Here is a 22053-nt window from a genome sequence, read left to right on the forward strand (position 1 = left end):
CGGCGGGCGCACACTGGTGGTCTTCCGACCCCGACAGGAAGAGGCGACCCATGGCATCAGCGGACCAGGGGCCGCGGCTGCGCGCGGTCTCGGATCTCGCTCCGGCTCGCTGGATCGAATCGCGGACCGGCGACTTCGACGCCGGAGTCCATGCGCTGCTGCCGACCGGATTCGCCGCGTATGCGCGGGTGTTGCACCCGGTCGAGGCGTCCGGCGGCACGTTCCTGCGGTGGGCCGAGGCCGCCGAGCGCGCCGGCCGCCCCCTGCACTCCCGCGTCCGGTTCGCGGACATCGCCGTCGGCGCCGGGGGCGCGGAGCCGTGGCAGGGATCGTTCGAGGCGGAACTCCTGCCCGTCCTGTGCGACGTACTGAGCGCCCACACCACCACGCCGGAATCCTGCTACCTGGGCCTCTGGGACGGCTGGGGCTGGCTCACCGCCGACGGCCCCCGGGTGCACCTCAGCGGGCGCGCCTACCTGCTGTACGAGGGCCCGGTCGAGGCCGCGACGGATCTGGGGGACCGCGAGGCGGGCTGCTTGCTGCCCCAGTCGCCGAACCTGTGGTGGCCGCGCGACCGGGCGTGGTGCGTCGCCACCGACGTCGACCTCGACTCCACCTATGTCGGCGGACCGGCGCCGCTGATCGAGGAGTTGACCGGCAGCTCGCGCCTGGAGGCGGTGCGAGCGGAGCTGTCCGATCCGCTGAGCTGACGCAGGGGGCGGCCACCAGGGGCCGGTGACGGCCTTTGTCGCCGGTCCGCCGCTCCGCGTCATCTGACGTCTGCCCTCCCGGTGACGACCATGCAGGAGCGGGGCAGTTCGGGCAGTCGGACGTCAGATGTCGAAGCGGCGGCGGGCTGCTTCGATGTCACCGAGGTACCGGTGGGTCCATTCGCACATTCCGTCGACCGTTGCCCGCAGGGCTCGGCCCGGCTCGGTGAGGGTGTACTCGACCCGCGGCGGCACGGTGGGGTGCACCCTTCGCTCGACCAGGCCGTTGTGCTCCAGCATGCGCAGGTTCTGGGTGAGCATCTTGTGGCTGATGCCCTCGACCTCGTCGCGCAGCTCGCTGAAGCGCAGGGTGCGCTCCCCGAGAGTCTCGATGATCAGGAACGCCCACTTGTTGGCGATGTCCGAGAAGATCTCCCGCGCCAGGGAGTCCGCGCGCCGCAGGTCCGCTTCCTCGGGCGATCCCCTGAACTGCTTGGTCACCATCAGGTTCCCCTGTCACTGAAAAGTGCGTTCTTCCATGTCAGGCAGCACTCTCCTACGGTTCCTGAGTAACCACAAGAGACCACGGGTGTCTCGGTTCAGTGGAGGGTGCCCACGGGCGCCCGGACAAGGACAACCGGACAAGGACAAGGAGGCAGGCAGTATGGCCATCACCTTGGTGAACCCCAGCGGATTGCCCACGATCGATGCCTACCGGCAGGTGTCGATCGCATCAGGATCGAAACTGGTCTTCATCGCCGGGCAGGTCGCCTGGGACGCGGAAGGGGGCACGGTCGGCGAAGGCGACCTCACCGCGCAGGTCGAGCACTGCTACCTCAGCATCGGGACCGCGCTGGCCGAGGTGGGCGGCTCCTTCGACGACGTGGCGAAGCTGACCTTGTACGTCGTTGACTGGACTCCCGACAAGATGCCCCTGCTCCTGGAAGGGATCTCCCGGGCGGCCGCGAAGCTGGGGATCACTCCGGTCCCACCGGCCACGCTGCTGGGTGTCGCGGCACTGGACGTCCCCGACCATCTGGTCGAGATCGAAGCCACCGCGATCCTCGACTGACGCGATCCTCGACCGAGGGGCTGCTCCCGGTCACTGAGCGCCGAAGCGGCCAACCGGCGTGCGCAGTCACGCGAACACCGGCGCGGTGCCGCACCGGGGGGCGAGCGCACCACCGACACCAGGCCAGGGTTCTCGTTCCGTCGACAGCCCTCATGGCCGGTACGACAACGGCTTCTCGGCCACGTCCATCACGGCCACGTCCATCACGGCCACGCCGGCATCGTCCCGGCGCCGTCGACGGCGTGGTCGAGGAGCGCGGTGAGGACCGGCTCGGCGTGCGTCCACAGCAGCGCGCCGCCCGCCCCGGGAACGACCCGGCGCCGGGCGCCGGGGATACGGGCGGCCAGCCGTGCCCCGGCGTCGGGGGAGTGGCCGGTGTCCCGCTCGCCGTACCAGATGTCGACCGGGACGGAGATGCCCTCGAGGGCGAACGGCCACCGCCCCATGGCCAGGACCGTGTCCCGGGCGTAGCCCGCCCCGCCCTGCGCGAAGGCCTCGTCCAGGGCCCGGCGGTACGCCGTCGCGAAGCCGGGATCCCGGTACACGGCGAGATCGCACTCCGGACTCCCGGCCATGACCATGTCCCACATCGCCTCCGCGCCGAACCCCGCGAAGAACTCCTCGGCACCGGCCGGATCGCACGCCACCCGCTCCACGAGGTCCCGCAGTTCCGCCGGCAGCACCGGGGCGAACCCCGGCGCGGCGACCTCGTCCGCGCCGGAGACGACGGCCAGCGCGGACGCGACGCCCGCCGCGGCACAGGCGAGGGCGAACGGCGCGCCCTGCGAGTTCCCGACGACGGCCGGACGCCCCAGCCCGCGCACCACGGCGAATTGCCGCAGGTCGGAGGCGAAGCCGGCGAAGGAGCGGCCGGGCGCGGGGGTCGACGCGCCGAGCCCTGGGCGGTCCACCGAGACCAGGCGCACGCCCAGCGACTCGGCCGCGCCCGCGCCGAGCCCGAGCCACCGGCTCGTCGCCGCACCCGGACACAGCACCACGGGCGTTCCGTCCTCCGGACCCCACTCGGCCCAGCCGAGCATCCGTCCGTCGGGCAGCCGGCTCCGACCGAGCCGGGCGGGATCATCGGTATACGCAGTCATGATCGCCAGCATGGCCGCAGCCGGGGCCGCTGCGCACCGGAATATCGTCCGGCTCCGATCACCATCGCACGGCGGTGAGTTCGGCATGGTGCCACCGTGATCCGCCACCGGTGCTCTGCGGAGACGGTGCAGGGCGCGGTGCCCGTACGGCTGCCGCTTCCCGTCCCCGGCTTCGGGTCACCCGCCCTCGGGCCACCGCCCTCAGGCCGGCGCCCCCGGCGGGCACGGCGCAGGGGCCCCTAAGCGCTTGCTCACCTTCGGGGTATGGTGTACGTCCTGTCAGCGGACGGACCGCCGAAGGACGGGAGAAACGGGGCGTGGGTGCCATGGGCGGCGAGGAGCAGCAGACCGGGGCCTGGGCGGACATCAGCCCCGACGCGGCCAGGCGGCTGGTGATCGCCGCCGTCGAGGCCTTCGCCGAACGCGGCTACCACGCCACCACCACCCGCGACATCGCGGGCCGCGCCGGGATGAGCCCCGCCGCCCTCTACATCCACTACAAGACCAAGGAAGAGCTGCTCTTCCAGATCAGCCGGGTCGGCCACCAGCTCTCGCTGCGCATCCTCCGGGACGCGGCGGAGAGCGCGGGCACCCCGGCCGACCGGCTGGCCCGGGCCGTCCGCGCCTTCGTCCGCTGGCACGCCGAGCACCACACGACGGCCCGGGTGGTGCAGTACGAGCTGGGCGCGCTCTCCGAGGAGCACTACACCGAGGTCGTCGCCCTGCGGCGGCGCACCGACGGCGCGGTGCGCTCCATCATCGAGGCCGGCGTCGACACCGGTGACTTCGACGTCCCCGACGTGCCGGGCACCACCCTCGCCGTCCTGTCGCTCTGCATCGACGTGGCCCGCTGGTTCAACACCGAGGGCCGCCGCACCCCCGACGAGGTCGGCGACCTGTACGCAGCCCTGGTGCTGCGCATGGTGGGGGCGAACGGGTAGCCGGCCCGACCCGCAGCCCGGACCACTCGCAGCCCGGGCCCACCCCGTAGCCCGGGTCCACTCGCACTCCGGGACCACCCCGTAGCCCGGGTCCACTCGCACTCCGGGCCCCACCCCGTAGCCGCCGACGTCAGCGCACCCGCAGCCGGGGCCGTCTCGGCTGCCGGGTACGGGTGCCCGGACGGCGCGCGGTGCGACGGCCGTGCCGACAGGGGCCGTCAGACGCCACCTGCCGCCGGAGGCTCGGCGAGGGCGAAGGCGCCGGCGCTCGCGGCGAGGGCGGCGGTCCGGGCCGCCTGGCCCGGCAGGTGCGGGTCGGGTGGCGTCCGGAGGAGCACCAACTGGTGGTACAGCGGCGCGGTGGCGGCGAGGAGCAGGCGCCGGGCGTCGGTGCGCGGCGGGAGTTCGCCGCGCCGTACGGCTCGGTCGACGGTGACCTCGCAGCGGGTGTACCGGTCCTCCCAGAGCCGCTGTTGGGCCTGGGCGGCCTCCTCGGAGCGGAACGAGGCGGCGATCAGCGCGGCGACGATCGGCGGCTGAGCCGTCAGGGCCGTGTGGATCTCCTGGTTCAGCGCTGTCAGGTCGCCCTCCAGCGAGCCGGTGTCCGCCGGCTGCCAGTCGTCGTCGCTCGCCGCGTCGAGGACGTCGGCGAGCAGACCGCCGACGTCCCTCCAGCGCCGGTACACCGTCGTCCGGTGCACACCCGCGCGGGCGGCCACGGCTTCCACGGTGAGCCCGTCGAAGCCGTGTTCACCGAGCTCCGCGAGGACCGCGTCGTGCACCTGCGTGCGGATGCGGGCGGTGCGCCCGCCGGGCCTGCGGCGGGCCGGCGGCGGCCGGGTGTCTTCCGGGCCCGGGGTTTCGGGAGTCATCGCTGGAAATCCGATTGCTCAGGAGACGGCGTTGTGGCAGCATCTTAACGCATCAGTTGTCGCACTAGTGGAGTGATCGATGCTCATTCGAAGCGTTCGCCCGACCATCCGGCCCTCGACGGCCGCCTCGTCCCCGAATGCTTCGGAGTTTTTGCATGCCTGCACAGATCACCGCGCTCGCCGTCAGCAAGTCCTTCAACGAAAGGCTCGTCCTTGACTCGGTGACCTGCTCGCTCCCCGCGGGCGAGCGCACCGGGATCATCGGTGAGAACGGTTCCGGCAAGACCACCCTGCTGCGCCTGCTCGCCGGGCGGGAACGCCCCGATCAGGGCGAGATCGTCGTCCAGGCGGCCGGCGGCGTCGGCTACCTCGTCCAGGACGAGCGCCTGGACCCCCGGGTGACCGTCCAGCAGATCATCGACCGTGCCCTCGGCGACCTGCGCGCCGTCGAGCGGCGCATGCGCCGTCTGGAAGCCGCGATGGCCGAGGGTGACGAGTCCGGTCTGCCCGAATACGGCGAACTGATGACGGTCTTCGAGCTGCGCGGCGGCTACGACGCCGACGCCCGGGTGGAACGTGCCCTGCACGGCCTCGGCCTGGGGCTGGTGGGCCGTGACCGTACCGCGGGCAGTCTGTCCGGCGGAGAACAGGTCCGGCTGCGGCTGGCGGCCGTCCTGGCGGCCGCGCCGGAGGTGCTGCTGCTGGACGAGCCGACCAACCACCTCGACGGGGACGCCCTGCACTGGCTGGAGGAACACCTGCGCACCCGGCGGGGCACCACGGTGACGGTCTCCCACGACCGCCTCTTCCTCGAACGGGTCGTCACCGGCCTGCTGGAGGTGGACGCCGACCGGCGCCGCGTCGTCCGGTACGGCAACGGCTACACCGGCTACCTCGCCGAGAAGGCGGCCGCCCGGCAGCGCTGGGTCCAGGCACACGACCAGTGGCGGGCCGACATCGACCGGCTGCGCGAGACCGCCGCGACCACCGCCCGTCAGGTGGCCCCCGGCCGCCCGATGAAGGACGGCAACAAGATGGCCTACGACCGGGCGGGCGGCCGCGTGCAGCAGTCGCTGGCCGGCCGGGTGCGCAACGCCGAGGAACGGCTGCGCCGCCTCCTCGCCGACCCGGTCCCGCCCCCGCCGGAGCCGCTGCGCTTCACCCCCGTCCTGCGGGCCCGCCGCCTGCAGGGTGCCGTCCTCGACGCGGCCGGCGTCGCCGTCACCGACCGGCTCGACCGCACGGACCTCACCGTCACGGCGGGCGAACACCTGCTGATCACAGGGCCGAACGGAGCCGGCAAGAGCACCCTGCTCGGCGTCCTGGCCGGGGACGTCGCCCCCGACAGCGGGGGCGTCACCCGGCGCGGCAGGATCGGCCACCTCCCCCAGGAGCCGCGTCCCGGGGAACCGGACGAGACCGTGCTCGCCGCCTTCGCCCGCGGACGGGCGGGGGAGGCCGCGGAGCACGCCGAACGGCTGCTGTCCCTCGGCCTGTTCGCCCGCGACCAGCTCACGGTGCCGGTCGGCCGGCTGTCCACCGGGCAGCTGCAGCGACTCGCCCTGGCCCGCCTGCTCAGCGAGCCGTCGGACGTCCTGCTGCTCGACGAACCCACCAACCACCTCTCGCCCGCCCTCATCGAGGAGCTGGAAACCGCGCTGGCCGGCTACAACGGCGCCCTCGTCGTCGTCAGCCACGACCGCCGGCTGCGGCGGCGCTGGCAGGGCACCCACCTGGACCTGCCGGCGAACGCGACATCCGGCGCCACGGCTTGAGGGGCACGGCCTTCAGGTCCGCAGTGAGGGCTGCTCGGCCTTGAGGTCGCGGCCTGAGGTGAAGCCTGCGGCCCGAGGGCCCGCAGTCCGAGAGTCGCCGCCCGAGAGTCGCCGCCCGAGGCCGCAGTCCGAGGCCCCCGCCTGAGGTCCGCAGCCGCCCTGCCGGGGGGAAGCCCCGGCCCCGCGGTCATCCCGTCCTCGTCAGGAAGGAAGCCATACCCGATGCCACCTGTCCCCGCCGACATGCCCCCCGTTCCCGCCGACCCGACCGTGGTGCATCCGATGCCCGGACAGCCGCGGGTGGTGCTGCTGAAGCCGCTGGTCACCTCGCCGCTGATCGAGGTCGGGGAGTTCTCCTACTACGACGACCCCGACGATCCGACCGCCTTCGAGACCCGCAACGTGCTGTACCACTACGGGCCGGAGAAGCTGGTCATCGGGAAGTTCTGCGCGCTGGGGGAGGGCGTGCGGTTCATCATGAACGGCGCCAACCACCGCATGGACGGCCCCTCGACGTTCCCGTTCCCCATCATGGGCGGCTCCTGGGGCGACCACATGGACCTCCTCTCCGGGCTGCCCGGACGGGGCGACACCGTGGTGGGCAACGACGTCTGGCTCGGCTACCGGGCCACGGTGATGCCCGGTGTCCGCATCGGCCACGGAGCGATAGTCGCCTCCGGCTCCGTCGTCGTCGACGACGTCCCCGACTACGGCGTCGTCGGCGGCAACCCCGCCCGTCTCGTCCGCCGCCGCTACAGCGATACGGACGTCGACCGCCTCCTTGCCCTGGCCTGGTGGGACTGGCCGCTCCAGCAGATCACCGCACACCTCCGCACGATCATGTCCGGCAGCATCGACGACCTGGAGACGGCGGCCGGACAGACGTCGCCGGAGACGCGTCAAGACCCGCCGCCGGGCCGTTGAAACGCCTGGCGGAGGACGAACGGCCCTGCGAAGGCCGGTGCCCTGCTGGGAATGCTCCGTGCGGTGAGGCCGAAAGGCTTCACCGCCGGGCCGCCCCGCTCCGGTGGCCTCCTCGTGTGCGGTGAACCTCTGCGGAGTGAGGGCCGAAGATCTCTCTCGGAAACAGCACTCGGCACACAGCGCCGCTGATCACCCCTAAACGTTAGGGGGTGGGCACAGGTAATCGAATTCCATTCCCTCGGCCGGCTCAGAACGACGCCGAGGTAATCGGGTGGTATCGCAAGACCGATCCCGACCCGTGCGGGTTCTGCGCCATGGACGCAGCCTCGCCGAGCGCGCTTCGAAAATCGGTGACTTCCCGGCCGACTGCGAGGGTCGCCCCGGGATTCGCAAGGGATCCGCCGCCTTCGATCCTGAACCCCCGCCCCCGTCGCCGCTTCCTCGCCTGGGACAAGTGCCGTGCGGGCAGGCAGTCTTGCCGGGCTGCCTCCAGCGGGTGAGGCTCAAGCAATCGGCTGCAATCCGATCGGCAGAGGGAGAGCGCGCACATGAAGCTGCGGTTCCTCGGGATCATCCCGAACACGCCCGTTGACGACTCGCCCACCATCTGGTTGGACGAGGACACGGGGGATCTGCTGGTCCAGTCGTACCGGGCCACCGAGGAGGAAGTGATGGCGTGCCAAGAGATCGGCTCTGTCCCCGGCCACAGCACGGACGTGCCGGATCACGAGACGATCATTCGGCTCCCCGCTGTGATGCTGAAGTACATCCCCCGACCGGAGGACGGCAACGATGAAGTACCCCGTACGTGAAGGGATCTCCAAGGCGCGGCACTCCGCCGTACACCTGGAGATGCGCGACAGCTATACGCCGGACGATCCGGAGTTTGCCCGCTGGAGCGCTGGCCACAGGTACAACAGCGACCCGGCCAAGCTACCGGACTGGTGGGGTACCTGGCGTGACCTAGTGCACGAGACGACAGCGCGCGGGGTCGTCATGCGGCGGGCCCGGATCGTCTCTGAGCCGGTCACGGAGTACATCAGGTACGAGCACGACATGACGTTCGCCAACGTCGCAGCGGGGGAACTTGTCCGCTGGCTGCCCCGGCGCAAGGCCGCTGACATCCCGCTGCCCGGTACTGACCTGTGGATGTTCGACAGCGAGGCGGTGTTGTTCACGTACTTCTCTGGCGTCGGGGAAGTCGTTGACCGCGAGTGGCGGACGGAACCGGAAGTGGTCCAACTGGTCTCGTCTGCCTTCGAGTCGGTGTGGGATCGGGCCACACCTCACGAGGAGTACAAGCCGGATCAGTGATCCATGCCCCAGTCAGCATCATCCAGCGTCCAGCAAGCCCGGCAGCTCCTTGCCGACCGCCTTCGGGAGTTGATCAGGGATGCCGGGCTTGAGGGCAAAGACCTTGCCGCGCTGTGCGGCTGGCATCCGTCCAAGGTGTCTCGGATCTCGACGGCGAAGACGCAGCCCAGCGAGGACGACATTCGCGCGTGGTGCGCAGCTTGCGGCGTGGAGGACCAGGCAGCGGACTTGATCGCCTCTCTGCAGGCCGTTGAGGGCATGTGGGTGTCCTGGCTTCGGATGGAGCGCACGGGGCTGCGACGGGCGCAGGAGTCCGTGTGGCAACTGTTCGAGCGCACCCGCTGGTTTCGGGCCTACTCCTCTTGGCTCGTGCCCGGCCTCATCCAGACGTACGGCTACACCGAAGCTGTCTTGCGCGCTGTCCAGCGACGCCGCGTGCCAGTCGATGACGTTGCCGACGCTGTGGCCGTCCGCATGGAACGACAGCGGGTGCTCACCGAGGGGCAACGCCGGTTCGCGTTCCTGGTGGAAGAGTCCGTGTTGAGGAACGGCTACGGCGACGTCGACACCCAAGCGGAACAGCTTGAGCGTCTGCGCTCCCTCGCTGAAGGCGAGTTGCCCAACGTGACCTTGGGTGTGGTCCCCGCCCGGCTTGAACGGGCGCGTATGCCCGTTGAAGGGTTCTGGATCTACGACAAGGCGCAAGTGAGCGTTGAGCTTGTATCCGGCTACCTCACGATCACGCAGCCCAGCGAGGTAGCGGCCTACGCCGACACGTTCGGCACGCTGGCCGACATGGCGGTCTACGGCGACAAGGCCCGTGCACTGCTGGCCAAGGCGCGTGACTCTCTCGTGTAATCCCCGCGCAATCGCGTGCAATCCGCTGTGAGTTGAGATTCCACGGTTCCTAGCGTGGTCGTCAGACGGACGACGCGAAGGGGTCGGGTATGGCCGAGCCGAGAACGTATCCCAGTGATCCGGCTGAACTCCCGTTTAAGGAAACGGAGTTGGAGCCAGCACCTGTTGACGGCTGCGCCGGTTGCCGAGAGCTGGCCAACGTCCGGGACCGTGCCCGCGCCGGCAACGACCAGACGACCGTGACTGACTGCAATGTCCTCATGGCCCGGCACCCGGACGGCCACGGATGATCACGCTGGACGACGTGGGGCAGCGGGTCGAGGACAGCGCCGGAAGGGTCGGCATCCTGCGCGCCGTGATCCCCGATTGGGAGGACCCGGCCAAGCTGCCAGGTGATCGCCGTAAGCGGCCCGTCGCGTTTCTCTGGCCCGAGGGTGGCGGCCGTGAGTGGACGGCCCCGCCCGACAGCGTGAAGCGGGCCGACCAGGTTCCCGTCCTTCCCGTGACTGCGGCGGCGCAGCGCGGTAGGGGCGGATTGCAAGACGGTGCGGGGACCGCTTCCCCGCTCGTTCTGCCGAAGGGAAAGCACCCATGACCGAACGCCCGGAGTTCGAGTTCGTGACCGCTGCGGCGTGCCGTGACGCTCGCGTTGACAACTGCCCGGAGGTAGCGACCAACGTGCCCGGCATCGTCGCGTTGCGCGACAGCAAGCGACCGGACAGCATCGTCACGATGACGGCTGCCGACTGGGCCACGCTCACGGACGCCGTGAAGGCAGGAGAGTTCGACCTGAGCGCCTGAGAGTAGGCCCCGTGCCGAAGTGCCCCCGCTGTGATGCCGAGTGCCCTGCCGACCCTGAGAACGGGTTGCCCTGGTGCGCGCGGTGCGGGGCGCACTTCGGGCTCTCGCTGCCTACTTGCCGGGGTCTGTGGTGGTGGCGCAACGCTGCCACCCGTTCCCCTGTCCGGCCGCGTGAGCACTGAGCGGGACCGCCCGCAACTGCCCCGTCCGTGCGTATCGCCCGGCGCGTGGGCGGGGTTCTTCAATGCGCTGACCAGTGCCGACCCGGAGAATTGGTTGTCCGGCTGTTCGGGTCGGTGAGGGCGACCCAGCTCTCATCGCCCCTGGCCGATCGCAGTGTTCTGCGGTGCGGCAGGGCCCTTGAAGCCGAACCACGGCCACGCGGCGCGGACAGCGGTGCGGCGGTCAAAGATAGAAGCGGCTCACCGTCTCCGCCACGCAGACCGGCTTGTCGCCGCCCTCCCGCTCCACCGTCACCACGGTGGTCAGCTGCACGCCGTCGGTCACCTCGGACACCTCGGAGATCTTGCCCGTGGCCCGCAGGCGGGAGCCGACCGGCACGGGGGAGGGGAAACGGACCTTGTTGGCACCGTAGTTGATGCCCATCCGGACGCCGTCCACCCGCATCAGCTGCGGCACCAGGGCCGGCAGCAGCGACAGCGTGAGATAGCCGTGGGCGATCGTGGTGCCGAACGGGCCGGCCGCGGCCTTCTCCGGGTCCACATGGATCCACTGGTGGTCGCCGGTCGCGTCCGCGAACAGGTCGATCCGCTTCTGGTCGACCTCCAGCCAGTCGCTCGTGCCCAACTGCTCGCCGACCGCCGCCCGCAGCTCGTCCAGCGACCCGAAGACCCGGGGGTCCGCCATCTCGTACCTCCACCGACATCCGGCATCCGACATCCGACATCTGCACGTACTAAGCAGTTGCTCAGCATGCTGCGACAGGGCTCCGCTGTCAACGTCCGCCGACGGGGGCCGCGGCGTGGCGACGTACGCTTGGGCGCTGTGCCCCAGATTCCCCGCGACGTCCAGGAACTCAGCGTCGGCCAGGTGTCCGCCCGCAGCGGCGCGGCCGTCTCCGCGCTGCACTTCTACGAGTCCAAGGGGCTGATCAGCAGCCGCCGGACCCCGGGCAACCAGCGCCGCTACAGCAGGGACGCGCTGCGCCGGGTCGCGTTCATCCGGGCCGCGCAGCGCGTCGGCATCCCGCTCGCCACCATCCGGGACGCCCTCGCCGAACTGCCCGAGGAACGCACGCCGAACCGTGAGGACTGGGCCCGGCTCTCCGAGCTGTGGCGCTCCGAACTGGACCGCCGCATCCAGCAGCTCAACCGGCTGCGGGACCACCTGACCGACTGCATCGCCTGCGGGTGTCTGTCGCTGGACACCTGTGTGCTGTCGAACCCGGACGACACCGTCGGCCGTCAGGGCAGCGGCTCCCGCCTGCTGGCCGAGCGCAAGCGCTGAGCAGGGGGCTGGTCGGGGCCCGGCTGTTGGTCGGTCCGGTGATCCCGGCCGGGGCCGGACCGGGCGGCGTTCGGAATGAGGGTCCGCTGCACTGTCACTCCGCGCTTCCGGCCGACAGGTTGAGGTCTGCCGTCCCGGACACCACGTTCCCATTCGATGACCGTGTTGAAGCCCTATGGGAGGGGGCGTGGTGACAGGTCGACGTGCCCTTGAGGGAGGGTGCGTCTCGTCTCAGGTGCCGGCCTGCGCGAGGGTGAGGTGGAGGGCGAAGACGCCGAGGGCTTCCTTCTCGGGCGGATAGATGTCGCGGATCGCGGCGACGAGCGAGTCGTGGTTCATGTCCGGTCCGCCGATCGCGGCCTCCTCCTCGGCGTCCAGCATCGCCTTGAAGGACTCGTATTCCTTTACCGCAGTGACGCGGGTGGTCAGCGCCTCGTCCGCGCACGCGATCCGCAGGGTGTCCCCGGCGGTGATCTTGCGGATCTTGGGATAGCCGACGCGGACTTCGATGGTCTTGGCGCCGGAGGCGATCAGGTCGAAGTACGGCTTGCGGATGTTGAGTGAGTGCTGGCCGGGCTGCGGCTCGTTTGTTGTCATCGCGGTGTCCTTCATGCTCCGGGGGAGACTGCGGGCAGGGCCGGGCGGGTGGCCGCGTCGGCGGCGGCCAGCCGTTCGCGCAGGCCCTCGACGGCTGCCTGGCGCGGATAGCGGCGATTCAGGAACGAGGTGAGGTCGCCGGCCCGGTGGCGGACGGAGTCGACGACGCGGGCGGAGTCGAGGGCCTGGTGGCCGAGGGCGACGGCGTCGTCGGGGTCGCCGAGGAGGGCATGGGCGAGGGCCAGGTCGATGCGAGCGATGGCCTCGCGGCTCGGGGACCTCGATGCCGCGGGGGCCGTCTCATAGGTCGCCAGGGCCTGTTCAGCGTGCTGCCGGGCTTGTTCGGCTTGCCCGAGCCAGATGAACGAGGTCGCCGGATACGAGGTGAGTGCATAGTCGGCCAGCGGCAGCACGTCCAGCCCGAAGCGGCGGGGCGAGCGGGGAGGCAGGAGCCGATGGGCGTCCTCGGCGGCCTGAAAGGCGGTGGTGAAGCCGTCCGCGTCGCCGTCAGCGGCGGCAGCGCGCGCGACCTGGGCATGCAGCCGCACGGTCAGCGGATGGGTGGCTGGGGCCTCGATGAGGCCCTTGAGCGCCGCGTCGCGGGCCTTGCCGGGCTGTTGCTCATACAGGTTGATGGAGGCGGCGGCGTCCATGGCCCACGCGCAGAGCTGGCCGTGTCCGGCCTGCTGTCCGTGAACGAACGCGTCGATGGCGAACGCCAGACCGGCGCGGGCGTCCCCGAGGTCGTGGGCGAGCCAAGCCAAGAGCTCGGACAGCCAGCCGGCGAACGCCAGCAGTTCATGTTCCTGCCGGTGGGTGTGTCGGCCTTTGAGGAGGGCGTCGACCTTGCGCCGGTAGTCCATCACCGCGTCGAAGACGGCCCTCGGCGGCTTGAGCGAATATGCGCAGTTGAACTCGGTGACCGCGAGGTCGAGATGGTCCAGGGTTCCCGAGCCGAGCGAGGTCGCCTCGGCCTGCCGGGTCAATTCCATGGCCTCGGCGGCGGCCTGCTCAAGGATCTGTGCTGCGGCGGCCGGGGCCGCCATGGCCAGTCCGGCGAGCTTCACCGCGTCGCGACGCTTCGTTGCCTCCACCTCCGTGAAGCTTTGCGAGCCCGCCACCGCGAACCACTTTGCCGAGACACGGCCGCAGTTGACGGGACTTCTCCCTCTCCCCCTCACCACATCGCAGGATGCCGCCCCGACCACGGCCGGGCCTCCTCCAGTTCCGCCGAGAGGGAGAGCAGTGTCGCCTCGGCGCCGTAGCGGCCGCCTAGCATGACGCCGACCGGCAGCCCGCTCTCCGTCCAGTGCAGCGGCAGGCTGACCGCGGGCTGGCCGGTCGCGTTGTAGAGCGGGGTGAAGGGGGTGAACGCGGTGATGGCCGCGAACTCGGCCTCGGGATCCGCGTCGTTGCGCTGGGACCCGACCGGAGCGGGCGGCTGGGCCAGGGTCGGAGTGAGGATCACGTCGTAGCCGGTTCCGGCCGTCAGCAGCAGGTCCTCGACCATCTGGCCGAGCATCCGGAACGCGTACAGCGCGTCCGCGAAGGCCTTCGCGGACACCCGGCCGCCGCGCTCGCGCAGGTGGCGGGTGAGCGGCATCAAGTGCTCCTCCGCGTCGGCCGGTACCGGACGGGCCAGGGTCATCACGTCCCAGACGGCGGAGAACGCCTGCCGGACCGTGTCGTCGACCGGCAGTTCCGCCTCGTCCACCTGGTGCCCGAGTTCCCGCAGCAGCGCCGCCGTGCCGTCCGCCGCGGCCCGGCAGTCCGGGTGCAGTTCCACACCCGGCACGGGCGGGTCGAGCAGCGAGACGATCCGCAGCCGCGCCTCCGGGTGCCGCCGGGCGTGGCCGAGGAAGGTCTCGCCCGGCGGCAGGCCCGGGGCGCCGTACGGGTCGCCGGGCATGGGGCCGGACAGCGCGTCCAGCAGCGCCGCCGCGTCCGCCACCGTGCGGGCGATGGGACCGGAGCCGCTCAGTCCGCTGATGTCGTGCAGGGTGGGGCCCGAACTGACCCGGCCCCGGCTCGGCTTGATGCCGTAGAGCCCGCACACCGAGGACGGGATGCGGATCGACCCCGCCCCGTCGCTGCCGTGGGCGAGGGGTGCCAGGCCGCCCGCCACCGCCGCGGCGGCGCCGCCGCTGGATCCGCCCGCCGACCGGTCGAGGTCCCACGGGGTGCGCGCCGGGGGAGCGAGCCGGTTCTCGGTGTAGCAGGGGAGCCCGAACTCGGGGGTGTTGGTCTTGCCGAGCATGACCGTGCCCGCGGCACGGAGCTTGGTCACCACATGGTCGTCGACCTCCGGGACGTGGTTCCGGAAGGCCTCCGAGCCGAAGGTGCAGCGCACCCCCGCCACCATGCTGAGGTCCTTCACCGGCGCCGGGATGCCGTGCAGCGGCGCCAGGCCGTGGCCGTCCCGGCGTGCCGCGACGGCCACGCTCTCGGCGTCGGCGGCCTGCTTGCGCGCGATCTCCGGGGTGACGGTGATGAAGGCGCCGAGGGAGGGGTCGAGCCGGTCGATGCGGCTCAGATAGTGCTCGGTGAGCTCCACCGGGGAGAGCGTGCCCTCCCGGATCGCGTCCGCCTGCTCCAGGGCTGTCAGATCGTGCAGCTCGGCCATGCCGTCCGTCCTCTCGCGCGTGGACGGGAATCCTCCCACTACCGATTGGTAACGACCAGTCCCATCGGGGGTGCCCGTCGGCTTGACGGACCCGTGACCGGGCATCACCGTCCCAGAGCCGGCCGGGACGAGCCGGCGGAGGAGCTCGGGGCCGGCGGGAGTACCGGGCCGGCCGGAGAACCGGGCAGCGCGGGGACGCCGTCCGGACCGGGCCCGCGACCGGTGGAGAAGAAGGGGTGGCCGATGAGTCTGGTCGTCTGTTCGCTCAAGTGGGATCTGGGGACCTCCGGGACGGGGCCTCAGCGGATCAGCTACGACTCCGACGGGTACCACCTGGTGCGCTTCCCCTACGGTCGGGCCGGAGAGTCGACGGACCCCTGGGGCATGCACGACCCGGCCCACGGCGGGAGCGGGACGTCGGTCTACCCCGATGCCCGGTCGGGGCTCATCCACCCCAGCCACGACGGCTGGGGTGTGCTGTCGGCGATGGTGATCTGGCAGCCCGACACCCGGCCGAGCGAGTTCCGGGCACGGTTCGTCCGGGACCCGCTCGGCCAGAGCACCGGGTACGACTCCACGGGGACCTGCGACTCCGCGCACACCGGCGGCAGCCAGTTCCGCACCTACATGTGGCAGTTCGCCGTCAAGCGCGGCACGCCGGTCGGTCTGAAGGTGACCGCGCGGGGCAGCGACGACCGGCGGATCGCCGTGCCCGTCACGCTGGCCGAGTTCAAACTCGCCATCCACACCGACGTCCTGCTGCCCGGCTCCGACGCCGGGTACGGCGGCGGACGGGCTGACGGGTCCGCGCCTGCCGCGTGACGGTCCGGGGCGGGACGTGCAGGGGTGTCCCGGGGGTCAGGAAGCGGTGGCCAGCGTGCCGAGTCTGGATCTCTTGGCCTCGGCCAGCGCCTCGACGGTCAGCGCGGGTTCGGGCACGACGATGCCGCAGCCGGTGCAGACCGGGCCCGAACTCGGGTGGTGGTCCAGGCCGCCGCGCCACACGATCCGGTCCGTGGCGCACACCGGGCAGGCGGTGCCCGCCCCCGACTCCAGCGCGCCGATGATGCGGCGCAGCACGTCCGGCAGGGGAGCGGACGGATGGACCAGCGGGTCGTCGCACCAGGCGACGCCGCACCCGCCCCAGGTGCAGCGGTGCCAGTCGTCCAGGGCGACGGGCTTCCTGATGCCCTCGTGTTTCTCGCGCCGGCGCCGGGCCGCGAACTCCACTTCGTACGCGAGCCACACGGTCCGGGCCTCCTCCAGCTCCTCCAGCGCGGCCACCAGCCGCCCCGGGTCGGCCTGTCGGTCCTCGGTGCCGACTCCGGCCCGTGCGCACAGGTGGTGCCAGGTCGCCCGGTGTCCGTAGGGGGCGAATTTCTCCAGGCACTTGCGCAGTGCGGTGCGCCGCCGACGGGTCTCGACCCGGGGGTCGCGCACATGCTCCGCGAGACTTCTGAATCCGGCCATCCTTGCCACCTCCGTCGCTGGTACTTCGGCGATGAGGAATGGACGTACGGCACCCCCATCCGGATCCATCGAACTGATGACCCGCGTACCCGTGGCCGTCCTTGGTATTCGTGGTGGTTCGGAAGAGGTGACTGCTGCAGGTCGTGGAGTTCCCCGGCCGGAGCTGACACTCCATCGGGTAACGGGCCCCGGCCGGTGGCCCGGACGGTGGAACGCCGTCCGGGCCCCCCGGAGTTCACCCCGCCGCACGGCCGCTCCGAACTGCGGGAACGCGCCGGACCGGGCGGGCCGTCCGCGGCTGCCGGCGGGTGGTCCGGCCGGTGCGGTCACCGATCTGACGGAGTGTCGATCATCATCTGATGGACCATCTGGACCCGCGTGGATGCAGGGCGCAGCCGCCCCGGTTATGGATGAGCCATGGTCATCCACAGCACTGGTCGACGGTCCGGTCGGGCCGCCCGACGCCACACGCACCGGAAGGGCACCGCCTCCCTCCGGCTCATCGTCCCCGCCGCCGTCGTCCTGGCAGCCACCTGGGGGGTCCCGGCCGAGGCCTGGGCCCGCCCCGTACCGCAGCCCGCCTCCGGCCGGAGCGCCGGCCTCGCACAGGAATCGGCGGTGCCGCAGGGCCCGCAGGCAGCCGCCGCGCCGTCCGTCCCCGGCGCCGGTTCCGACACGGACCCGGTTTCCGGTGAGCCCGGCTCCCCGGCGGCGGCGCCCGCCGCCGTCCCGGCCGTCCCACCGCCCGCCGAGCCGCCCGCCGACCGGCCCGCGCCGCCGGCCGCGACGAGCCAGAGCCCGGCGCAGGCCGCCTCGCCGGCGCCCTCCGCCTCCGCCCCGTCCGCCTCGGCCGCCCCGTCCGAGGGGCCGTATGTGACGCTGCCCGCGGTCGACCGGCCCGCGGACGCGCCCGCCGTACCGTCCGCCGAACCGCAGTCCGCGGCGCCCTCGGCGGGGCCGTCCGTGGACCCCTCGGCGGGGACCGCGAGCGCCGCCCCCGCCCAGCAGCAGCCGCAGCAGTCCGCGGCCGCGCAGCAACCACCGCAGCAGTCCGCCCCGTCCGCCCCGTCCGCATCGGCCGCGCCCTCCGCGGCGCCGTCCGCCTCCGCCGCGCCGTCCGCCGCGCCGTCCGCCCCGGCGGCAGCTCCGGCCCCGCAGCCCGCCGCGAAGGAACAGGCCAAGGAGCCCGCCAAGGAGCCCGCGAAGGAACCGGTCGAGGTACAGGCCAAGGAGCCCGCGAAGGAACCGGTCGAGGTACAGGCCAAGGAGCCCGCGAAGGAACCGGTCGAGGAACAGGCCAAGGAACCGGCGAAGGAGCCCGCGAAGGAACCGGTCCAGGAACCTGCCAAGGAGTCCGCGAAGGAGCCCGCGAAGGAGCAGGCCGGGCCGGCGGCGGACGAGGCCGGGAAGCCCGACGCCTCCCAGCAGGAGGCGGCCGGTGAGGTCGTCCGGCTCGTCAACAAGGAGCGGACCGCCGCGGGCTGCCAGCCGCTGAAGGTGAGCGCCCCGCTGACCCAGGCCGCCGAGCAGTACGCCGGGGTCATGGCCGACGGGGGCGGACTGTCCCACACCGGTCCCGACGGATCGCGGCCCAGCACCCGCGCGATGCGGATGGGCTACCACCAGTGGTCCGACCTCGGGGAGAACATCGCCCGCGGCTACGCGACACCCACCGAGGTGACCCAGGCCTGGATGCGCAGCCCGGAGCACCGGGCCAACATCCTGGACTGCCGCTTCCGGGAGATCGGCGTCGGCGTGCACAACGGCCCGGAAGGGCCCTGGTGGGCGCAGTACTTCGGGGCTCGCGTGTAGCACGCGCCCGCACGCCTCCGGCGGGACCGGCCCGCCGGAGGCGTGCGCTGCCCGGCCCGGACCCCGTCGGGCGCCGGTACCGGGTCCGCACGCCGCACCGTCGACGGCTCACGGCCGGGCGGGCGAGGCCCCCAGATAGCGCAGCACGGCCAGCACCCGACGGTGCTCGCTGTCGGTGCGCGGCAGCCCCAGCTTGGCGAAGATCCCCGCCACATGCTTCTCGACGGACCGCTGGGTGATGCCCAGCGAGCGCGCCACCGCCGCGTTGGTCAGGCCCTGCGCCATCAGCGCCAGCACCTCGTCCTCCCGCGGGCTCAGGGAGCCGAGGCCGCCGCTGTCCCGGCGGGCCGACAGCAACTGCGACACGACCTCGGGGTCCAGTGCGGTCCCGCCGGTCCCGACCCGGTGGACGGCGTCCACGAACTCGTCCACATCACAGACCCGTTCCTTGAGCAGATAGCCGATGCCGCTGGTTCCGCCGGCCAGCAGCCGCGCGGTGTAGCGGGTCTCGACGTACTGGGAGAACAGCAGCACCCCGAGCCCCGGGTGCTCCAGCCGCAGGGCGACGGCGGCGCGCAGCCCCTCGTCGGTGTGGTCCGGCGGCATCCTGATGTCCGCCACGATCGCGTCGGGAGTGTGCTCGGCGACGGCGGCGTACAGCCCGTCGGCGTCGGCCACCGCGGCGGCCACCTCCAGCCCGCGTTCGGTGAGCAGTTGGACCATGCCGTGCCGCAGCACCGCGGCGTCCTCGGCGATCACGATGCGCATGGGGGTTCCCTGGGAGTCGGCGGGGGTGTCCGGTCCGGTGGCCGGCCGGCGCACGGTCATACCGGAAGCTCCACGGTAACGGTGGTCGGCCCGCCCCGGGGGCTGCTGATCAGCAGCCGGCCGTCGACGGTGCGGACCCGTTCGGCCAGCCCCGCCAGTCCGCTGCCGCCGCCCGCCGAGCCGGGCACGATCACCGCCCCGCCCTGCCCCTCGTCGTGCACCCGCAGGGTCAGCAGGCCGTCCCGGCGCTCCGCCGTCAGCTCGATCCGCTCGGCACCGGAGTACCGGGCCGCGTTGCTGAGCAGCTCCGACGCACAGAAGTACGCGATGGTGGCGACCGCTTCGGGCAGCGGACCGGGGACGTGCGCCCGGAGCCGCACCGGGACACCGGTGCGCGCGGCCAGCGTCTCCAGCGCCGCGTCCAGCCCGGTGTCCAGCACGGGCGGGTGGATGCCGCGGACCAGGTCCCGCAGTTGGGTCACGGCGGTGCGGGCGGTGGCCAGCGCCTGCTCGACCAGTTCCCGGCCGCGCTCCAGATCCTGTGGCGCGACCGTACCGTCCGGGCCGCTCGGCTCCAGCCTGCCGCGGGCCGAGGCCAGCGACATCGTCACCGCGGTCAACTGGGCCTGGGGGCCGTCGTGCAGGTCGCGTTCGATCCGCCGCAGGGTCCGCGCCGAGTCCTGGACGGCCAGCGCGCGGGTCTCCTCCAGGTCCCGCACCCGGTCCGAGAGCCGGCTGGGCCCCAGCAGCGCCCGCCCCGCGTACCGGACCAGCACCAGCAGCCGACGGCCCGACCAGCCGGCCAGGGCGGTGAGCAGGAGGCCGGCCACGGCGACCGCCAGGATCCGCGGCCAGGTGTCCAGGGCCAGGGAGCCCAGGCTCAGCCCCCGGTGCCCGTCGGCGCCGACGCTCCGCCACCACAGTGGATAGAGGACGCCGGCCAGCCCGTAGAGGCGGAGGCCGACCGCCACGACCAGGAGCAGCAGGCCCAGTGGCAGCGCCGCCAGCAGGTAGGCGACGGCCCGCCAGCCGGTGCCGTCGGCGAGCGCGGCGCGCACGGCGCCCGTCCCGCCCCGCTCCACGGGGGGCGGTGCCGGGATGTCCTCGCCGAGCAGGGCGCGCAGCAGGAACCGGTGGACACCGGCCAGGCGCCGGCCGACGGTGAGGACGCCGGCCAGCAGGGGCAGCCCCAGGTGGGTCACCGAGAGGGGCAGTGCCAGGACCAGCACCGGGTAGATCAGGGCGGTGCCGAGCACCGCCGACGGCGCGAGGAGCAGGGCGAAGGCGAGCTCCCGCCAGTCGCCGCGGCCGACGGGAACACCGAGCAGGCGCAGCAGCCGGCCCGTCCGGCCGGGGGAACCGGTAGGGCGCTTCCCGGCGGGCGCGGGCGGTGGTGCGTCACCGACCGGCCATGCGGGCCGCGCCGCACCGGCGCGTTCCTCCTCCGCCGCGGTCTCCGCGACGACGGCCTCCTCCCGCGCGGTCATGCGGTGGCACCCGTGGTCGGACGGACCGTCAGCAACCGTACCGACGGCAGAACTGAGGAGAGCAGCACCAGCAGCACCACTGCTCCGGCGAGCGCGGCCAGGACCTCCGCGGGCAGGCCCGACGGGGCGGTGGCACCGCCCGTCCCGCCGAGCGGCGCCAGGGCGGCGGTCGCCACGGCGGCACCCAGGACCAGTGAGGTTCCCGACACGATGACTCCTTCGAGCAGCACCATCCGGAGCAGTTGGCCCGCCCCGGCCCCCACCAGCCGCAGCAGGGCGATCTCCCGGCGCCGCTCCAGGATCAGCATCACCAGGGTGTTCGCCGCGGCCAGCCCGGCGAACCCGGCGTACAGGGCGGTGGCGAAGAGGTCGATCCAGGAGGGGGCGCGTCCGGCCGTCGCACCGAGCTTGGCCAGGGTGAAGGCGACGACCAGGGTAACCGGGGTGATCGCCGCCGACAGCCGCCGGGCCCGGGCCCGGCTGTTGGCCACCGCCAGGACGCCCGGAGCGCCGAACAGCCGGAAGGGGACGGCGAGCAGCGCGCACCCGGCCCGGCCGAGCACCGGACCGGCCAGCCCGACGGCCACCAGATACAGCAGGAGCAGCAGCGGAACGCGTTCCGCCGCCCGGTCCGCGGGACCCGCGGCGACGGCCGAGCCCAGCGCGACCGCACCCGCCAGGGCACCTACGGCGAGCAGCAGCCGGACGACCGTCACCCCGCCCGCGGGGCCTGCCGCCTCACCGAGCGCGACGGACGGGCGGGAACGGGCGGCCCGCTGGGCTGCCAGCAGCCCGCCGAGCAGCGAGGTGACGGTGAGCACCCCGGCCGCGACCAGGGCGGGCAGCGGACCGACGGTCAGCCGCACCCCCTCCGGCACCAGCCCCTGATCCACCATCGCCCCGAACCACCAGCGGGCCAGCAGCACCCCGAGCCCGTAGCCGACGGGCAGCGCGGGCACGGCCGTGAGCAGGGCCTCGGTGGCCACCATCCGCCGGATCTGCCAGGGGCCGGCGCCGACGGTCCGCAGCAGCGCCGTCTCGCGCTGCCGCTGCGCCACGGCCAGCGCCGTCACCTGGCCGGTCACGAACACCGAGAGGTAGACGGTGACCAGGGTGAAACCCACGCCCATCAGCGCCAGTTCGTCACCCTGGCGGGAGCGCGGCCCGGCGGTGGCCGAGAACAGCACCGCGGCGCAGGCGGTGATCACCGTGGCGGAGAGGACCAGGGCCGAGAACACCCCTGCGGCCGCCGCCGGCCGGGACCGCAGCGAGGCGCGGGCGAGACCGGTGGTCATACGGCGGCCTGGCGGGTCTGCGTGGCGTCCCGGGGCTCGGTGGCCCGGTGGATCCCTGCGGTTTCCCGGGGCTCGGCAGCCTCGTGGGTCTCTGCGCCTTCCCGGAACTCGGTTGCCCCGCGGATCCCTGTGGCCTCCCGGAGCTCGGTGGCCCGGTGGATCCCTGT

At 72.6% G+C, this 22053-nt stretch carries 23 protein-coding genes; 12 read left to right on the forward strand and 11 right to left on the reverse strand.

From position 1 onward, the window contains the following. Window positions 1-50 precede the first annotated feature (50 nt). On the forward strand, window positions 51-710 hold the full coding sequence (locus ABT112_RS09920; protein WP_351507522.1) for a hypothetical protein: 660 nt from the start codon (window positions 51-53) through the stop codon (window positions 708-710). A 123-nt stretch (window positions 711-833) separates the two neighbouring features. Here the strand turns inward: ABT112_RS09920 and ABT112_RS09925 are convergent, their stop codons facing one another. Continuing rightward, on the reverse strand, window positions 834-1214 hold the full coding sequence (locus ABT112_RS09925) for a winged helix-turn-helix transcriptional regulator (protein WP_351507523.1): 381 nt from the start codon (window positions 1212-1214) through the stop codon (window positions 834-836). Window positions 1215-1374: 160 nt separating this feature from the next. Between ABT112_RS09925 and ABT112_RS09930 the strand changes: the two genes are divergently transcribed. After that, window positions 1375-1782 carry a RidA family protein gene (locus ABT112_RS09930; protein ID WP_351507525.1) on the forward strand — a complete coding sequence of 136 codons (408 nt, stop codon included), beginning with the start codon at window positions 1375-1377 and terminating at the stop codon, window positions 1780-1782. 203 nt (window positions 1783-1985) lie between these two features. Here the strand turns inward: ABT112_RS09930 and ABT112_RS09935 are convergent, their stop codons facing one another. Continuing rightward, window positions 1986-2882 (reverse strand): alpha/beta fold hydrolase, encoded by an 897-nt coding sequence (locus ABT112_RS09935; protein ID WP_351507527.1) that lies wholly within the window; start codon window positions 2880-2882, stop codon window positions 1986-1988. A 326-nt stretch (window positions 2883-3208) separates the two neighbouring features. On the opposite strand from ABT112_RS09935, the gene ABT112_RS09940 reads away from it, so the two are divergent. Further along, on the forward strand, window positions 3209-3823 hold the full coding sequence (locus tag ABT112_RS09940; RefSeq protein ID WP_351507631.1) for a TetR/AcrR family transcriptional regulator: 615 nt from the start codon (window positions 3209-3211) through the stop codon (window positions 3821-3823). Window positions 3824-4041: 218 nt separating this feature from the next. Here ABT112_RS09940 and ABT112_RS09945 read toward each other — a convergent pair whose 3' ends face one another. Beyond that, complete coding sequence (locus ABT112_RS09945; protein WP_351507528.1) at window positions 4042-4695, reverse strand: TetR/AcrR family transcriptional regulator; 654 nt, start codon at window positions 4693-4695, stop codon at window positions 4042-4044. Between the two features lie 155 nt (window positions 4696-4850). Between ABT112_RS09945 and abc-f the strand changes: the two genes are divergently transcribed. The 6 genes from abc-f to ABT112_RS09980 all read left to right on the forward strand — a co-directional run bounded on the left by abc-f (window position 4851) and on the right by ABT112_RS09980 (window position 10367). Next, window positions 4851-6470: a ribosomal protection-like ABC-F family protein gene (gene abc-f / locus ABT112_RS09950; RefSeq protein WP_351507530.1), complete on the forward strand. Its 1620-nt coding sequence runs from the start codon at window positions 4851-4853 to the stop codon at window positions 6468-6470. A 222-nt stretch (window positions 6471-6692) separates the two neighbouring features. Further along, entirely contained in the window at window positions 6693-7394 is a 702-nt protein-coding gene (locus ABT112_RS09955; RefSeq protein ID WP_502975304.1) for a CatB-related O-acetyltransferase, read from the forward strand. A 548-nt stretch (window positions 7395-7942) separates the two neighbouring features. Continuing rightward, a complete protein-coding gene (locus ABT112_RS09960) occupies window positions 7943-8206 on the forward strand; it encodes a hypothetical protein (RefSeq protein WP_351507532.1) in 264 nt (87 codons plus the stop codon). Then, on the forward strand, window positions 8187-8708 hold the full coding sequence (locus ABT112_RS09965) for a DUF6879 family protein (protein WP_351507533.1): 522 nt from the start codon (window positions 8187-8189) through the stop codon (window positions 8706-8708). The genes ABT112_RS09960 and ABT112_RS09965 overlap by 20 nt, the downstream gene beginning before the upstream one ends. Before the next feature lie 3 nt (window positions 8709-8711). Then, complete coding sequence (locus ABT112_RS09970) at window positions 8712-9566, forward strand: helix-turn-helix domain-containing protein (RefSeq protein WP_351507535.1); 855 nt, start codon at window positions 8712-8714, stop codon at window positions 9564-9566. A gap of 591 nt (window positions 9567-10157) precedes the next feature. Beyond that, on the forward strand, window positions 10158-10367 hold the full coding sequence (locus ABT112_RS09980) for a DUF397 domain-containing protein (RefSeq protein ID WP_351507539.1): 210 nt from the start codon (window positions 10158-10160) through the stop codon (window positions 10365-10367). A 405-nt stretch (window positions 10368-10772) separates the two neighbouring features. Here the strand turns inward: ABT112_RS09980 and ABT112_RS09985 are convergent, their stop codons facing one another. Beyond that, window positions 10773-11234 carry a MaoC family dehydratase gene (locus ABT112_RS09985; RefSeq protein WP_351507541.1) on the reverse strand — a complete coding sequence of 154 codons (462 nt, stop codon included), beginning with the start codon at window positions 11232-11234 and terminating at the stop codon, window positions 10773-10775. Window positions 11235-11372: 138 nt separating this feature from the next. Between ABT112_RS09985 and soxR the strand changes: the two genes are divergently transcribed. Then, window positions 11373-11834 carry a redox-sensitive transcriptional activator SoxR gene (soxR, locus tag ABT112_RS09990; RefSeq protein ID WP_351507543.1) on the forward strand — a complete coding sequence of 154 codons (462 nt, stop codon included), beginning with the start codon at window positions 11373-11375 and terminating at the stop codon, window positions 11832-11834. 231 nt (window positions 11835-12065) lie between these two features. Here soxR and ABT112_RS09995 read toward each other — a convergent pair whose 3' ends face one another. From ABT112_RS09995 to ABT112_RS10005, 3 genes are all read right to left on the reverse strand, one after another. Beyond that, the gene (locus tag ABT112_RS09995; RefSeq protein WP_351507545.1) at window positions 12066-12431 is read right to left on the reverse strand and encodes an ASCH domain-containing protein; all 366 of its coding nucleotides are present in this window, start codon (window positions 12429-12431) and stop codon (window positions 12066-12068) included. Between the two features lie 11 nt (window positions 12432-12442). Further along, a complete protein-coding gene (locus ABT112_RS10000; protein WP_351507547.1) occupies window positions 12443-13525 on the reverse strand; it encodes an NsdA family TPR-like regulatory protein in 1083 nt (360 codons plus the stop codon). Between the two features lie 83 nt (window positions 13526-13608). Beyond that, entirely contained in the window at window positions 13609-15054 is a 1446-nt protein-coding gene (locus ABT112_RS10005; RefSeq protein ID WP_351507549.1) for an amidase, read from the reverse strand. A gap of 243 nt (window positions 15055-15297) precedes the next feature. Here ABT112_RS10005 and ABT112_RS10010 point away from each other — a divergent pair, with 243 nt between their 5' ends. Then, window positions 15298-15876, forward strand: coding sequence for a hypothetical protein (locus ABT112_RS10010; RefSeq protein ID WP_351507551.1), 579 nt, complete (start codon window positions 15298-15300; stop codon window positions 15874-15876). Between the two features lie 36 nt (window positions 15877-15912). On the opposite strand, the gene ABT112_RS10015 is transcribed toward ABT112_RS10010, so the two are convergent. Next, on the reverse strand, window positions 15913-16524 hold the full coding sequence (locus tag ABT112_RS10015; protein WP_351507553.1) for a hypothetical protein: 612 nt from the start codon (window positions 16522-16524) through the stop codon (window positions 15913-15915). A 417-nt stretch (window positions 16525-16941) separates the two neighbouring features. Here ABT112_RS10015 and ABT112_RS10020 point away from each other — a divergent pair, with 417 nt between their 5' ends. Continuing rightward, entirely contained in the window at window positions 16942-18336 is a 1395-nt protein-coding gene (locus ABT112_RS10020; RefSeq protein WP_351507555.1) for a CAP domain-containing protein, read from the forward strand. A gap of 108 nt (window positions 18337-18444) precedes the next feature. On the opposite strand, the gene ABT112_RS10025 is transcribed toward ABT112_RS10020, so the two are convergent. The 3 genes from ABT112_RS10025 to ABT112_RS10035 are packed head-to-tail and all read right to left on the reverse strand — an operon-like array spanning window position 18445 to window position 21886. Next, complete coding sequence (locus ABT112_RS10025; RefSeq protein ID WP_351507635.1) at window positions 18445-19104, reverse strand: response regulator transcription factor; 660 nt, start codon at window positions 19102-19104, stop codon at window positions 18445-18447. 56 nt (window positions 19105-19160) lie between these two features. After that, a complete protein-coding gene (locus tag ABT112_RS10030; RefSeq protein WP_351507557.1) occupies window positions 19161-20591 on the reverse strand; it encodes a sensor histidine kinase in 1431 nt (476 codons plus the stop codon). Beyond that, window positions 20588-21886, reverse strand: a complete 1299-nt coding sequence (locus tag ABT112_RS10035) for an ABC transporter permease (protein ID WP_351507560.1) — start codon at window positions 21884-21886, stop codon at window positions 20588-20590. Before ABT112_RS10035 ends, ABT112_RS10030 begins: the two co-directional genes overlap by 4 nt. Window positions 21887-22053 lie beyond the last annotated feature (167 nt).

Origin of the sequence: Streptomyces sp. NPDC002055, from assembly GCF_040296705.1 — a bacterium.
GTDB lineage: Bacteria > Actinomycetota > Actinomycetes > Streptomycetales > Streptomycetaceae > Streptomyces.